The sequence below is a fragment of the Wolbachia endosymbiont of Laodelphax striatellus genome (genome assembly GCF_007115015.1).
Taxonomy (GTDB): domain Bacteria; phylum Pseudomonadota; class Alphaproteobacteria; order Rickettsiales; family Anaplasmataceae; genus Wolbachia.
Genome location: NZ_MUIX01000001.1, coordinates 1,504,849 through 1,520,579, shown reverse-complemented (window position 1 = coordinate 1,520,579; position 15,731 = coordinate 1,504,849). Strand labels below are relative to the sequence as shown.

The 15,731-nt window shown below is 33.6% G+C and carries 13 protein-coding genes and 1 pseudogene; 7 read left to right on the top strand and 7 right to left on the bottom strand.

Annotated elements, in window-relative coordinates; genetic code table 11:
- The first annotated feature begins 128 nt into the window (after window positions 1-128).
- The 5 genes and pseudogenes from tatA (at window position 129) to BVG17_RS10260 (ending at window position 3,617) form a co-directional block, all read left to right on the top strand.
- Window positions 129-296 (top strand): twin-arginine translocase TatA, encoded by a 168-nt coding sequence (tatA, locus tag BVG17_RS07365; RefSeq protein ID WP_006013840.1) that lies wholly within the window; start codon window positions 129-131, stop codon window positions 294-296.
- 126 nt (window positions 297-422) lie between these two features.
- Window positions 423-1,077: pseudogene (locus BVG17_RS07360) on the top strand (exopolysaccharide biosynthesis protein).
- Between the two features lie 114 nt (window positions 1,078-1,191).
- Window positions 1,192-1,848: an exopolysaccharide biosynthesis protein gene (locus tag BVG17_RS07355; RefSeq protein WP_143688895.1), complete on the top strand. Its 657-nt coding sequence runs from the start codon at window positions 1,192-1,194 to the stop codon at window positions 1,846-1,848.
- Window positions 1,841-3,235, top strand: a complete 1,395-nt coding sequence (gene cysS, locus BVG17_RS07350; RefSeq protein ID WP_063630443.1) for a cysteine--tRNA ligase — start codon at window positions 1,841-1,843, stop codon at window positions 3,233-3,235. Before BVG17_RS07355 ends, cysS begins: the two co-directional genes overlap by 8 nt.
- Entirely contained in the window at window positions 3,204-3,617 is a 414-nt protein-coding gene (locus tag BVG17_RS10260) for a YqaA family protein (RefSeq protein WP_012481730.1), read from the top strand. Before cysS ends, BVG17_RS10260 begins: the two co-directional genes overlap by 32 nt.
- Window positions 3,618-3,647: 30 nt before the next feature.
- Here BVG17_RS10260 and BVG17_RS07340 read toward each other — a convergent pair whose 3' ends face one another.
- The 7 genes from BVG17_RS07340 to hemJ all read right to left on the bottom strand — a co-directional run bounded on the left by BVG17_RS07340 (window position 3,648) and on the right by hemJ (window position 13,023).
- On the bottom strand, window positions 3,648-6,587 hold the full coding sequence (locus BVG17_RS07340; RefSeq protein ID WP_063630441.1) for a YhdP family protein: 2,940 nt from the start codon (window positions 6,585-6,587) through the stop codon (window positions 3,648-3,650).
- Window positions 6,580-7,017 carry a ribonuclease HI gene (gene rnhA, locus BVG17_RS07335; protein WP_063630440.1) on the bottom strand — a complete coding sequence of 146 codons (438 nt, stop codon included), beginning with the start codon at window positions 7,015-7,017 and terminating at the stop codon, window positions 6,580-6,582. Before rnhA ends, BVG17_RS07340 begins: the two co-directional genes overlap by 8 nt.
- A 175-nt stretch (window positions 7,018-7,192) precedes the next feature.
- The gene (locus tag BVG17_RS07330; RefSeq protein ID WP_063630439.1) at window positions 7,193-8,080 is read right to left on the bottom strand and encodes a heme o synthase; all 888 of its coding nucleotides are present in this window, start codon (window positions 8,078-8,080) and stop codon (window positions 7,193-7,195) included.
- A 1-nt stretch (window position 8,081) separates the two neighbouring features.
- Window positions 8,082-9,632 (bottom strand): cytochrome c oxidase subunit I, encoded by a 1,551-nt coding sequence (ctaD, locus tag BVG17_RS07325; protein WP_063630437.1) that lies wholly within the window; start codon window positions 9,630-9,632, stop codon window positions 8,082-8,084.
- Window positions 9,633-9,647: 15 nt separating this feature from the next.
- Entirely contained in the window at window positions 9,648-10,412 is a 765-nt protein-coding gene (gene coxB / locus BVG17_RS07320) for a cytochrome c oxidase subunit II (protein ID WP_017532270.1), read from the bottom strand.
- 516 nt (window positions 10,413-10,928) lie between these two features.
- Window positions 10,929-12,440 (bottom strand): HlyD family type I secretion periplasmic adaptor subunit, encoded by a 1,512-nt coding sequence (locus BVG17_RS07315; RefSeq protein ID WP_017532271.1) that lies wholly within the window; start codon window positions 12,438-12,440, stop codon window positions 10,929-10,931.
- Between the two features lie 154 nt (window positions 12,441-12,594).
- A complete protein-coding gene (hemJ, locus tag BVG17_RS07310; protein ID WP_026092662.1) occupies window positions 12,595-13,023 on the bottom strand; it encodes a protoporphyrinogen oxidase HemJ in 429 nt (142 codons plus the stop codon).
- 65 nt (window positions 13,024-13,088) lie between these two features.
- Between hemJ and pdhA the strand changes: the two genes are divergently transcribed.
- Window positions 13,089-14,069 carry a pyruvate dehydrogenase (acetyl-transferring) E1 component subunit alpha gene (gene pdhA, locus BVG17_RS07305; protein WP_063630434.1) on the top strand — a complete coding sequence of 327 codons (981 nt, stop codon included), beginning with the start codon at window positions 13,089-13,091 and terminating at the stop codon, window positions 14,067-14,069.
- A 205-nt stretch (window positions 14,070-14,274) separates the two neighbouring features.
- On the top strand, window positions 14,275-15,705 hold the full coding sequence (gene gatB / locus BVG17_RS07300; protein ID WP_063630433.1) for an Asp-tRNA(Asn)/Glu-tRNA(Gln) amidotransferase subunit GatB: 1,431 nt from the start codon (window positions 14,275-14,277) through the stop codon (window positions 15,703-15,705).
- The last annotated feature ends 26 nt before the right edge of the window (window positions 15,706-15,731 follow it).

The following is a 15,731-nucleotide window of genomic DNA, read 5'->3' as shown; positions in this document are numbered from 1 at the left end:
GCTAAAACTATTATAAGATAATTAAAAACTCTTGATTTATAATTCAATAAAAGTGATATAATTTATGTATCACTTGGCTTCAGTCAAGTTTTAATACCTAAAAGTTAATATTTTCAACGGAGGTACAAATGAGTTTAGGTCCATGGCAGCTGTTTCTAGTCTTAATAATAATCTTAGTTCTGTTTGGTGCAGGTAGGTTACCACAAGTTATGGGTGATTTAGGCAAAGGCATTAAAAACCTTAAACAAGAACTTAAGGATTCAGAGAAACTATCATCTAACGAACCAGATCGTTAGCGTCCTTATGTTTCGTGACACGCACTAGAGTGCGTGTCATTTATTTAAATAAGGCTAAAGAATTGAAGAGGTATAACTGAAATATATTAATAATTACGTTAGTTAGAATGTTATTAAAGGGCAATTATGCAAAAAAGTGCGAAACTAAGCGAAGATAAAAAATTGGCTTCTGATATTCTCAAAGAGGTTGCAGATACCAATAACAACGATAGTGATAAAGTAACATTGTTCGACATCAAAACAGCTTTACATGAGCGCGGTTTTGGTATTTTAATAATCATCTTCTCTTTACCGCTATCAGTACCTATACCTGTTCCACCTGGCTATACAACCATTCTTTCTATGCCTTTAATCTTATTTTCACTGCAGCTTCTATTTGGGTTTGATTCTCCTTGGATGCCTAATTGGCTAGAAAGGAAATCTTTTCAACGTTCAACACTAGCTCTTGTGGTAGAGAAAACTTCACCTACAATTAAAAAAAATAGAAAAGTTCATGAAACCAAGAATGTCTTTTATTTTTCTTGGTCCGGGTGAAAAGATTCTAGCTTTTATGATGTTGCTTTGTGCAATAATAATAGCTCTTCCATTACCTTTTACTCACTTCCTTCCTGCAATTGGTATAACTCTTATTTCACTCGGCATTATGGGTAAAGATGGATTTTTATCTACGTTGGGAGTGTTATTTTCATTCTGTGCGTTATTGGTTACCCTTATTGTAATAGTTAAAGGACCAAAACTTATAGCCGGAACACTTTCTCTTCTTAAAAGCCTTATAACTTAAAAGCTTTAAAACACTTTAATAAAAGAATGAAGTACAGCATGAAATGAATAATCTATATTGAAATATAGCAATAACTATGTTAGTTAGAAGTTAGAATGTTATTAAAGGGTAACTGTGGAAAAAAGTGAGAAATTGACTGAAGATAAAAAATTGGCCTCTGATATTCTCAAAGAGGTTGCAGATACCAATAACAACGATAGTGATAAAGTAACATTGTTCGACATCAAAACAGCTTTACATGAGCGCGGTTTTGGTATTTTAATAATCATCTTCTCTTTACCGCTATCAGTACCTATACCTGTTCCACCTGGCTATACAACCATTCTTTCTATGCCTTTAATCTTATTTTCACTGCAGCTTCTATTTGGGTTTGATTCTCCTTGGATGCCTAATTGGCTAGAAAGGAAATCTTTTCAACGTTCAACACTAGCTCTTGTGGTAGAGAAAACTTCACCTACATTAAAAAAAATAGAAAAGTTCATGAAACCAAGAATGTCTTTCATTTTTCGTGGTCCTGGTGAAAATATTTTAGCATTTATAATGCTGCTTTGTGCATTATCGATAGCAATCCCACTTCCTTTAACTAACTTCATTCCTGCAATTGGTACAACTCTCATTTCACTGGGTATCATGAGCAAAGATGGATTTCTCTCGATAATGGGAGTATTAGTATCATTGTGTGGGTTATTACTTACTCTTGTCGTAATAGTTAAAGGACCACAGCTTATATTTGGAGCATTTTCTTTTCTAAAAAGCTTTGTACATGGTTAAGCTTTACAACACTTTAACAAAAAAAAAAGAGCCCTTTACACCGATCGGTAAAGATCATATAAAAATGTACGTCTGCGGACCAACAGTATATGATACTGCACATATAGGAAATGCACGTTCTGTTGTTGTTTATGATGTATTATTTCGACTGCTGAAATTTTGTTATGGCAAAGTTACTTATGTGCGTAATATAACCGACATCGATGACAAGATAATCAATGCAGCAAATAAGAAAAGTAGTAATATAGAAAGTATCAGCGCATATTATACCAAAGCTTTTCATGAAGATATGAGAAGCATAAATTGCGTAGAACCAACACATGAACCAAAAGCAACAGAAAATATAGACCAAATTATTGAGTTAATTGAATCTTTGCTGCAGTCTGGTCATGCTTATGAATCAAATAAACATGTATATTTTAGTGTAGAATCTTACCCTGAGTACGGTGTTTTATCAGGGAAAAAAATTGATGAGTTGGATCATGGTAATAGAGTTGAAGTGGGTGAAAATAAAAAACACCCAGGAGACTTCGTACTTTGGAAACCTGCAAACGAAACTGACTATAAACTTTCAAGTCACTGGAATAGTCCATGGGGAGAGGGAAGACCAGGGTGGCATATAGAATGTTCAGCAATGTCATATGCTTACCTTGGCAAAGATTTTGACATTCACGGTGGGGGTATAGACTTGCAATTTCCTCATCATGAGAATGAAATTGCACAGAGTAAGTCTGCATTTGCTGAGTCAACGTTTGCAAAATATTGGGTACACAACGGGTTTCTTACAGTAAATGAAGAGAAAATGAGCAAATCCTTATTTAATATAGTCAAAGTAAGGGATTTGTTAGATAGTGGAATAAAGGGTGAAGTAATACGTTATGCGCTGCTTAAAACTCACTACAGAAAACCACTTGATTGGACAGAAAATGTTATCTCTGAGTCGCAAGAAACTTTAAACAAGTTTTATCGGTTATTACGTAGTACATGTATTGAGGAAAGTGATGCAGAAGTCTCTAAAGATTTTATAGAGGCTTTAAAAAACGATTTAAACATTCCTGAAGCTGTAGCCATATTGCATGAAATGGCTACAGAAATCAATAAGACAAGTAATGAATGTGAGAGGCTCAAATTAACTAAGAAGTTTGTTAAAAGCGCAAGGTTCATTGGTATTCTTGAGTCAAGTTATCAAGAGTGGTTTGCAAGTGGTGTGAATCATCAAGAAATAGAAAGGTTGATAGACTTAAGAAAAGTAGCAAAACAAAATAAAGATTATGATACTGCAGACAAAATAAGAGAGCAATTGAAACAAATGGGGGTTACAATTTCTGACAACGAAGATGGCACAACAACTTGGTATGGAAAATTATCTCCTATTGTTTATAGATAGCCTAGTATCATCGCTTATCTTACCCATACATCAAGGTTTTGTACTTTACACTATGTTATGCTTTAGGTCAAATTACGATCAACTACTTATATTACTTTTTGGAGTATTAGGATCCAGTCTTGGTGGAATAGCTAACTGGTATTTAGGTAGAATAACAATTTTTATCAGAAGATCACATCACAAATTAGAGAATGAAGACAAAACACCAAAAATCGTAAGGCACCTACTGATTTGTGCAGTTGCATTGCTTTCGTGGGTACCAGCACTTGGAAGTGTGACTCAGATTTTATCCGGTTACTTCAAGTTAAACCTTTATATTCTTGTTCCCTTAATTATTTTATCTAACTTCCTCTGTTTGTTGTATCTAACGTTTACCATCTAACTAAACATCAATAAACAACTTTTCTTCTGGTCATATTGAGCTAAATTTCTTCTTCAAACTACCTTTTAAAATGCTTTTATTAGTTTTTGTCATAATACGATCAAATACTCCTAATAACCTCTTAAGTAAGCTTGGGGTTAGCGAAGAGATAGGATTAACAGATACGTTGTTGTTTTTATCATCACCATTTGCTTTGTAGTCTATTGAAATAATCCCCCTACTCTTCCCACCAGTTAGAAGTTTTCCGATTATAGGGATTTTCAACAAAGATTTGTTAATTGAATATGCTGGTATTACTTGTCCTTCAACCTGGAATTTATAACCCTTAATATCGAGTGTACCACTAGTGCTAATGCCTAGTTCCGCTCCTTCAAGCCAAGATTCTTCAATTTCAACAGTGCCATCTTTATATGAAAAAGGTGCATTACACTTATAAAAATGTACACCTTCGTTCTTTATAGCATTTACAATACCAGGCAGTGAAGACATTGATAATAAAGTGGTAAGCAGTGGAGCATCTTTGATATAGAAATTGCTGATAGATAACATACCATAATGTCCTCCATTTTCTCTCTTAGAAGATAGATAAAGAGAGAATTTGCCGTTTTTAACTGATTTACTAATCCCTAAAGAACGCAAAAGCATACCTGAATTATCCGCGTATATTTCAAGCCCTATTTCACTGTATTCTGCTAATATATTACTATTATCCTCTGAAAACTTTCCTGTAAATTGACTTCCACTGCAATCACCTTTAGCGCAAGTTACGTTCAGCTTGGCATCTTCTATGGTAATGCCTTCTTTCATAATTATATTGTCAACATTCATAGTAACTTCTATTTTGTTACTTAATCGATTACTATCTTTGCCAAGTAAACCTAACACATCACTTAAGTTGATTTTCTCACCGTGAATAGTTATGGCATCTTTCTCCTTACCTGATTCAATTTCTATACTAAAATTATTATCAGGTAATTTAAAATTGCTAGAATTTAAATATAAATTTCCATTTTCTACTCTTCCGCTGAACTTTATATCTAAGTCGTTTCCCATAATGTCTAGTTTGTCTATTAATAACTCACTTACTCCTTTTAACTTTACAGAGAACAAAACTTTATTGTGATCTTCAAAGCGATTTTTCCACCCTAAATAACTTGAACGTAATTCAAGCTCTGATAAATCTATACTACCATTAATATATCCCGTTTTATCTTGATTTACCACTGATTCTATATTTACATTGATGTAGCCACTATCGAAATTAAGTATTTGAGCAGGTAAATCTCCGATTAAATTCCAGGCGAAACTTTCATTTTTGTTGCTACTTTTCAGGTCAAATAATAGCTGTGTGTTATTCACCATGCCGCTACCATTTAAATCTATAAAGTCACTACCAAAATCGAGCTTAATATCATATTTACCAAGACTTTCATTATAAGTGACCAAATTGTCAATTTCAGAATGAAATTTAGCTAAAAAATCTACCTTTTTGTCACTAGAGTTTAGATTAAAGATGCGAAAATTAAATACAGATTTTGCTATTCCACCTACTTTATCTCTTTCAACTTTCATCACATCATCCAGCTTGAATTTTATAGGCTCATATAACCCATAGGCATCACTTACAGCCTGACCATTAATTGTGAGAACAGAATCTTCTTTATTGAGAGAGTTCATTTCAATATCACCACTATCGATAGTGAAATTCTGGAACTTAGCGCTATTTACAGTAATTTTTAGATTGTTATTCTTGAAAGTGAGATCACCGCTTAATTCTTTTACTTGTTCAAAATCCTCATCAAATTGAACGCTACCATTTTCTATATCAGCAACAATTACAATACCTGATAGATCATCATTTATTAAGCTATCGATTTTACCGTTAAAACTTATAATTGTATTTATGATATTTCCATCAATATTACCGCAATACCACTTTCTAAATTGATCGTTTACTATACCATCTGGTACATAAGTACATAAATCCTTTGCAACAAGTTTACTAATGTTAACTCTAAGCAAAGCATGACTTGTACTAAAGTTCATTTTACCAATCAAAGAAAGGTACATACCATTTAACTTAAAATGAAAGTTTTTTACGCTGATGGTTTCATCACTATATGTCAAATTTACATTTACATTAGTTAAGGCTAAGTTTTTGTCCGAATGATTCTCTGTATTTAATATGTATATGTTTCCGTCCACAACTTCATCCTTTCCATTAATTCTAATTGAAAAGTTTCCTTTGAATCCTATTTCTTTGTCAAAATTGTAACTTTTAACTAGTGTGGAAAACTCGTTAAATAGGCCCAACTTTAGATTATAGAATGTTCCATACAAATTTAGTAAATTATTGCGGTTTTTTATCGTAATGGATAAATCATCATCTAGAAACCCTTTACCTTCTTTTGTATGGACACGAATATCCAAAACATTGAAATCTTCCCCCTTCCCTGCAGATACTTTATCAATGAAAAATTCACCTTCCGTGTTTTTATTGATAGCAATGTTAGTAATTTCAACCCTTGAGTCTACATTGAAGTAGAAAAAAAACTTTCTTATTGCCTTTAGAAGATTTTTTGTACTACTCATCTTGTCTGTCATTACAGATGTTGTTATCCCTTTGGTCTCCTCTTTCTTTATATATATGTGTACATTATCAGCTAAAATCTGAGAGAACTTTTTGGAACTTAATTTAAAGTGTACGAAAAGCTCAGGGACTTCTATGGTAAAATCAGGATTTGTTATTTTTAAATCTGTAATGACTAGCTTGCCATCTTTATGCAAAATAACCGAGGTACTCTCCATGCTGACATCCGAATTGGCAAATATCTTTGATATTTTTTTCTTTATATAGAAATTAATATAACTAATATTGATTTCTAGAGGTCCCTCACCTTTAAAAAAGATAAAGAAGCAGAATATAAATAATAAAATTATAAAAAATGATATAGTGATTTTTTTAAGCATCGATTATTGCTTTTCTTGCTAAACTGTCAGCTTCCTCATTGTATTTATCACCATTATGCGCTTTTACCCACTTCCAATTAATTTCGTGTTGCAAAGCAACATTATCCAATTCCTTCCATAATTCTATATTTTTTACTGACTTCTTATTACTTGTCTTCCAACCATTCATTTTCCACTTATTTATCCATTCTGTTATACCATACTTAACATAAAGACTATCCGTATATAAATTGACATTACAAGGAAATTTTAGTGCTTTCAGCCCATTGATCACTGCTTTTAACTCCATTTTATTATTTGTAGTATTTTCTTCTCTACCAAAAATATTCTTTCTATGATTTTGAAATAATATGATCGCTGCCCACCCTCCTAAACCAGGGTTACCAAGGCATGCTCCATCTGTGTATATTGTCACTTCCTTTTTATTCATCTTTACTGTAGTGAATGAATTAAAGTATACCGTTACTTCTATGAAAATACTATTTTTATAGATATAGAGGCAATTTAAGCCACACCTTTAAATTTTATTATGGAAACAAAAAAAAGTGCTACAACGAGTATTATTAGAAGAGAAAGTAAAAGATAGTTTTTATGTTCTTTCATAGTCAAAACAAGTCAATAGAACAAAAAATAATACTAGCAAACAGAGAAAATAGATAAGAAATTGAGTAAGAAAACATTTTTTTTTGTGAGCTATGACTCTTAAGCCTTATAACGGATATGGCAAACCAAATAAAAACACAACCTTCAATAATTGCCATACTGAGGTAAAATAGAGCCTTTTTCAAAAATAGTGCTGGAAGTAAGCTAGTTAATACGAGTAACACGCTATAGATTAATATATATTTCCTCGTTTTTTCTGGACCATAAACGATATTGAACATTGGAATCGATGCTTTTGTATAATCTTCAGATCTATTTAAGGATAGAGCCCAAAAATGTGGTGGAGTCCACATAAAAATTATTAAAAATAGAATACAACTTTCCCAGCTTACAGAGTCAGTTACAACCGCCCAGCCAATCATTGGAGGAAAAGCACCTGCTGCACCACCAATAACAACATTCTGCGGAGTACGCCTTTTGAGCCAAATTGTATACACAAAAACATAAAATAATATGCTAATTGCAAGCAAAGCAGCAGAAACATAGTTCACTGCTATTGCCATGATAAATACTGACAATATTCCAAGAGTTATGCCAAATTCAAGAGCGCTTTCTGCAGAAACTCTACCTGAAGGTATAGGGCGGTTTTTTGTTCTCTCCATAAGCAAGTCTATATCTCTGTCATACCACATATTTATTGCACCTGCAGATCCTGAACCAAGAGCAATGCACATAAGAGATATTAGTGCAAGGAAAGGATGAATACTACCTGGTGCAGCAACCATTCCAGCAATTGCAGTAAACACTACAAGGTACATTATCCTTGGCTTCAGCAAATGCCAAAAATCCAGTATTGTTGATTCAACATTTAGCAAAACACTTGTGTACATTCTATTTTATCACTGGTGGTTTTTCAAAAGTATGAAAAGGCGGTGGTGAAGATACCGTCCATTCTAAAGTGTCACCTTCCCAAGGATTATCTCCAGTTTTTTTGCCCCACTTAAAGAGATGTATAACTATAAATACAAAAAACATAACTGAAAGAAAGGACATATATGAACCAATTGAGGATATATAATTCCAAGGGATAAACGCGTCAGGATAATCAGGTATACGCCTTGGCATACCTGCTAATCCCAGGAAATGCTGGGGTAAGAAAGTGACATTGGTGCTAATAAAAGTGAGCCAAAAGTGTATCTTTCCTAAACACTCGTTATATTGCTTACCTGACATTTTGCCTATCCAATAATAAAAACCGGCGAAAGCTCCAAATAATGCAGCAAGCGACATGACATAGTGAAAGTGAGCAACGACATAATAGGTATCATGCAAAAGCCTATCTATTCCACCGTGAGAAAGAATTATTCCTGTTATACCTCCACCAACAAACATGAAAATAAAACCTAGTGCAAATAGCATGGGAGTTTTAAATTCAATCGCCCCACCCCACATAGTTGCAATCCAACTAAAGACTTTTACACCAGTTATAACGCCAATAAAAATTGTTGTAGTGCTAAAAAATACAGCAGCATCTTCGCTAAGCCCAACAGTAAACATATGATGAGCCCAAACCATAAAGCCAAATGCTGCTATACCTATCATAGCATAAACCATCCCTTTATAGCCAAATACTGGCCTATGGGAAAAAGTTGATACGACTTGGCTTATGATGCCAAATGCAGGAAAAATAATTATGTAAACTTCTGGATGACCAAAAAACCAAAACAGGTGTTGAAATAACACAGGATCACCGCCACCAGCAGGATCAAAAAAGGAAGTACCAATATTGCGATCAGTTAGCAGCATAGTTATAGCACCAGCAAGTACCGGTAAGGCAACAATTAACATAAATGACGTTAGTAAAACAGACCAAACAAATAGTGGCATTTTAGTGAGTGACATGCCTTTTGCACGCATATTGAATATAGTGACTATAAAGTTGATCGCCCCAACAATTGATGACATACCAGCAACATGAAGTGCAAGTATAGCAAGATCAACTCCTGCACTTGGGTGAGACATGATTTGCGATAGAGGTGGGTATAAAGTCCATCCTGTCCCAGGACCTTCGCCAGCAAACACCGAGAGAATAAGCAGAATAAAAGATGACACTAACAACCAAAAACTTAAATTATTCATACGAGGAAATGCCATATCTGGTGCACCAATCATGAGAGGTACGAACCAATTACCAAATCCTCCCATTAAGGCTGGCATTATCATAAAAAACACCATTATTACCGCATGCCCTGTAATCATTACGTTATATAGCTGGTAATTATTGTTAAGTATATTAATGTGCATTAGCTGAGTACGAATAATTACCGATAATAATCCACCAATAATTCCAGCTAATATGGAAAAAATAATGTATAGTGTCCCTATATCTTTGTGATTAGTAGAAAACAGCCAACGTCTTATACCTTTTGGTACATCACTCATATCTATACTCCAAATTTAACTTACTAATTTTTTATCTTCAATCCACTTATTAAAATCTTCTTTACTCACTGCTTCAACAACAATTGGCATAAATCCATGACCTTGACCACAGAGTTCATAACATTGCCCATAATAAATACCGGGCTTTGTAACGTTAAACCATGCTTCATTTAGTCTACCTGGTATTGCATCAACTTTTATACCAAAAGCAGGTACTCCCCAGCTGTGTATTACATCTCCTGCTGTCACTTGTAAACGAATATTAGTATTGATAGGTAAAATAACGTTATTATCAACAGAGAATAGTTTTAAATCTCCTTCGCTAAAGTCTTCTTTTCCTTTTATATAGCTGTCAAATGAAATACCTTGATATTCTGGGTACTGGTAACTCCAATACCATTGATGACCAATAACTTTTAGTGTTATGTCAGCTTTTGGCACTTTCTCCTGTAGTTTGATTAATTCAGCATTTTTAAAAGCCAATATTCCAACAATAATCGTTGGTATAACAAACCAGATAATTTCTAAAAAGATATTATGAGTTATTTTACTGACATTTTTCACTTTGCCCTTACGAAAGCGAAATACTATATAAGCAAGCAGGGCCCATACAAAAAGCATAATTGCAATCATTACACTCATCACAAACGAATGTGACTTAACTACAACCTCCATTATCTCAGTTGCAGGTGCAGGAAATCCAAATTGCCAAGAAGTAGGAGCAGAAGCAATTGATATGTTTGAGTAAAACATTATCAATAATGCAAATAACTTCACCATATTTTTTGCTGTAAAACTACTGTAAAACTAACTGTATAATAGTATATATAAACTTACTATGCAAACAGAGATTATAGAATGTACACAAGTGTTTTGCTAAATATTGAATCAACAGTAAATGATGATTAATGTTTTTTTAGTATTTAATAAATATAATAATACGATACTAACTTGAGGAAAAAAGCATTTACATGAATCTATTTTAAGTTAAAATATTATAATATTTTAAGTTAAATATTTACTTTAAGGAAATTCTATAATAAGTTTAATAGTGTCTGTTATTGCTAATAACCCTCTAGCCTCACACCTAAAAGCAGTAACAGACACTATTAAACTTTAGGTAGTTTTACCTATTTATAATTCATTAAGGTAAAAATCCTACTAATTCCTTTGATTTTATTATACAGATGAGTTTACTAATTAACCTTTAATGTTTACGTTAGCATTTGCATCTTGTGTGTAAATTTTTTTGCATATCAAACTCTTTAAACAAATTTTTTAGAAAAGCCAAATAAATTATCTCTCTATGAAAGATCTATCGAATGTTGCAATTATAGGTGTAAACAAGAACGATAAAAGAGTGCGGGATTGAGTAACTATATATACTTCTGCTGGCATACCAGGATATAGGTATACGTTTTTAAACTGAGCAAGTTCTGATTTTGGTATCACTACTCGCACTGAATAATAACGCCCCATCCTTGGATCATCAAGAGCATCAGGAGAAATATGGTTTACTATACCGTTAATTAAACTTAAGCGACGTGCACTATAAGCGCTCAGCCTTACTTTAACTTTCAGCCCTTCTAGTCCGTCAATAGAGACTATATTGCTATCTTTCTTTTTTGCTGACAGTATCTCTTCTATGTTTCTGGTTAGAACTTTAGCATCTATTATTAGATCATCATCTGATGGTACTATACTCATGATTGGAACTCCAGATTGTATAACACCACCTTCAGTGTGGTATCTTATATCTGTAACTATACCATCTTGAGGTGATTTAATTATTGTACGTGCTAACGAATCTTCAGCAACCATCAGCCTCTCTTTTAAGTCTGCAATAGATGTATTAACTTCCTTAAGCTCAGCATTTGCTCTTTCTTGAGCATCATTCTTCACATTTATAATCTCTAACTCATTTTCTCCAATTTTTTGCTGCACTTGAGATATTGCAGAACGATAATGCCCAACTCTGCCCTCAATGTCAGCAAACTGTTTTTCTAAAGCTAAAATGTGTGGTTTGCTTATATGGCCACTATCAAGTAATTGTCTTTTTGTTTCTAACTCCTCAGTTATCAAGTCATATTGCTTATGAGCTGCATTTAGTTGAAAGTTTAGCCCCGCTAATTCATCATTTAACTGCTTTATACGTTGTTGCAGTATGTCTGTTTTTCCCAATATGCTCTTTCTCTGAGAGTTGAATAACTTTACTTGATTATTTATCGCTTTACTTACAAGTTCATCGTCCGACAATTTTTTAACCTCGTCAGAAAATTCTAGCGTGTCTAAATCTCCTCTGATTGCAATAAGTCTTGCTTCAGTTGCCAAAAGTGATAAGAGTTTTTCTTTAATTATACTCAAATTTGCCTTTTCGTTAACATCACTTAATAAAACTAAAGGCTCATCTTTTTTAACTGTTTGACCTTCTTTTACTAAAATTTTGCTTATTATTCCCCCACCCAAGTGTTGCACTATTTTTCTATTTGAAGAGACAATAACTTCTCCACTTGCATGCACTGCTCCGTCAATTGGAGCTATAGCCGACCAAATACCACCTATTCCAAAAAAGATGAATATCACCACTAAACCAAAAAATAGTGGTCCCCATGTGACTTTTAGGACTTCATTTATGTTATTACTCTCACGTTTAAAAATAAAATTTATCATCGCATCAATCCATGCGAACGTCTTATCCAAAAATTGATATTTCTTCTTTCTATTTCCTGCCCCTTGCATATCTATATCATCACTGCCAATCAGGCCTTTCAAAGAAAGTCCAGCACTAAGCTTTTTTAACTTACTCATTATAATACTACTGCGAATTTTTGTTAATCAGGATAACACACAAAAACAAATAATCTATACCTTAAGTACTTTACTTAGACTATGGAACATCAGAATAAACTATTTAGTAACAATTCTTATACTCTATTGAATGGTTCAGCATTAGGCTAGAAAATCAAAAAGGTTTTACAATAACCATAATAACTATAATTATTATTAACGCTGTTACTGTTTCGTTTAAAACACGAAAATAAACGTGAGTTTTCTTATTCAAGCCCACTGCAAAATTTTTCCTATGTTTTGCAAGTAGACCATGAATAGCAAACATTAAGAATAATGCTAGCGCTTTTACATGAAACCACCCTTCGCGGTATGCTTCCCTAATAATCATTAGCATAATTCCAAAACTAAGGGAGAAAAGCATTGCAGGGTTTATGATATATCTAAGGAGTCTCTTCTCCATTATTTGAAGTAAGCTGTCATTTTCTGACCCTGGTTTTACAGATGCATGGTAAACATAAAGCCTTGGCAAATAGAGCATACCTGCCACCCACATAATTACAGAGATAACGTGAAAAGCTTCAAGCCAGTGATAGTAGTCCATATAGATAGTATTATAAAATGTTAAAAATTTCTGGTATGATCTCAATTTAATAAAAGAAAGTCAATATGAAAGCAGAAAATTTCACTAAAGAACAGGTGATTGGATTCTACAGAAAAATGCTTCTCATACGCAGATTTGAGGAAAAAGCAGGACAATTATACGGAATGGGATTAATAGGCGGATTCTGTCACTTATCAATAGGGCAAGAAGCAGTTGCAGTTGGGACTCAAGCTGCATCAAAATCTGGTGATGCTTTTATCACAAGCTATAGAGACCATGGCTTAATGCTTGCATGTAATTCTGATCCGAATATTGTGATGGCAGAACTAACCGGCAAAAAAACAGGGTGTTCAAAAGGAAAAGGTGGCTCCATGCACATATTTGATGTTGAAAAAAATTTCTTTGGTGGACATGGAATAGTAGGTGCACAAGTCCCAATTGGTACAGGAATAGCATTTGCTAATAAATACAAGAAAAAAGACAACGTTGTATTCACATATTTTGGTGACGGTGCTACAAATCAAGGACAAGTATATGAATCATTTAATATGGCATCTTTGTGGAAGTTACCTGTGGTTTATATCATAGAAAATAACGGATACGCAATGGGAACTTCTGTGCAAAGATCAACTTTAGTAACTGAACTATATAAAAGAGGAGAGAGTTTTGGTATTTCTGGAAAACAAGTTGATGGAATGGATTTTTTCTCTGTCTATGAGTTAACAAGTGAAATAGCTGAGCACGTACGTGGGGGAAAAGGACCTCTCTTGCTTGAAATGAAGACATATCGATATCGTGGCCATTCAATGTCAGATCCTGCTACTTATCGCTCAAAAGAAGAAGTTGAAGATATGAAGCAAAATCATGATCCTATAATCACCCTAAAGCAGTATATAACAGACAATAAAATCGCTTCTGATGAAGAATGCAAAGCTATTGATAAGGAAATACGAGATTTAGTAAAAAAGTCAGAAGATTTTGCTAAAAATAGTAAAGAGCCAGACATTGATGAACTATATACTGATGTTTATAAATTTGTTAGCTAATCAGTTTCCATCAAAATTATGTTTTGGCCTACTATAGATATTTTTTGGCAGCACTTAACTTTATTATATAACAGCCTAGTCAATAGAAACTGTAGTAACTCTTATATTATTGATATACACCGCTCTTGGATCATAGGTTAAATGAGTTTTATTTGACTTTTTGCGCTAGTTTGCAGAATATAAAGTTGTTAATTGAATAAAATACATGACAAAAGAAAACTGGGAGACAGTAATTGGACTTGAGGTACACGCTCAGGTTTCTTCTAAGACAAAGCTATTTTCTAGTTCACTAACGGAATTTGGCACTGAGCACAATACTCAAGTTTCTCTAGTTGATGCAGCAATGCCAGGTACATTGCCAATATTAAATTATTTCTGCATAGAGCAAGCAATATGTACCGGTTTTGCACTTTCTGCAGAAATTAATAAATGCTCTTACTTTGATCGTAAAAATTATTTTTATCCCGATTTACCACAAGGTTACCAAATAACCCAGTTCTTTGAGCCAATAGTTAAAAATGGTAAAGTGTTTATCAATAATAATGAAAAAGAAATAAGAATTGCAAGAATTCACTTAGAGCAAGATGCAGGAAAGAGTATTCATGAAGAAAGCAAAACTTACGTAGATTTAAATCGTGCAGGTGTTGCTTTAATGGAAATTGTTTCAGAGCCAGATCTTCGTTCATCTGCAGAAGCTGCAGAATTCATGAAAAAATTGAGGCAGATTTTGCGTTACATCGGTTCATGTGATGGTGATATGGAAAAGGGGTCACTTCGCTGTGATGCAAATGTTTCCGTTCGCCCAAAGGGTAGTAGCACATTTGGCACTCGTTGTGAAATAAAAAACTTAAATTCAATACGTTATATTGTACAAGCTATAGATTATGAAGCACAAAGGCAGATCAAAATTTTGGAAAGCGGAGGAGAAATAAGTCAAGATACCTTATTATTTGATGTCACTTTAGGAAAAACAAAAGTGATGAGAAGCAAAGAAGATTCAAGTGACTATAGATATTTCCCTGAACCTGATTTGCTACCTGTTGAAATAAGCCAAGACAAAATTGATTCTATTAAATCATCTTTACCCGAGTTGCCAGATCAAAAAAAACTTCGATACATAGAGGAATTAGGTATCAATGAATATGATGCAGACGTTATCACTTCTGATAAAGAAATTGCCGATTATTTTGAAAAATTAGCAAAAAAGCATGATTCAAAGATTGCAGTTACCTGGTTAACCGTCGAGCTTTTCGGTCGTTTAAATAAAACAAATATTGATATTGTTAGCTCTCCAATTAAAGCAGATGCTTTATCCGAACTCCTCGACTTTATCGTCGATGGAACGATCTCTGCTAAACTTGGTAAACAAGTTTTTGATATTATGTTTGAAACTGGAAAGCCTGCATCCCTTATTATAGAAGAGCAGAATCTCAAGCAAATAACTGACACATGTCAAATCTCAGAGGTAATAGATAAAATCATCAATGACAACCAAGATAAAGTTCAAGAATATAAGGGTGGTAAAACAAGATTGTATGGGTTCTTTGTTGGTGAAGTCATGAAATCCACCAAAGGAAAAGCCAGCCCTGATGTCGTAAACTTGGTTTTGAGTGAAAAATTAAAATTGAGTGCCTAGGTGTACGGTCCCAGATCTTTTGCTAT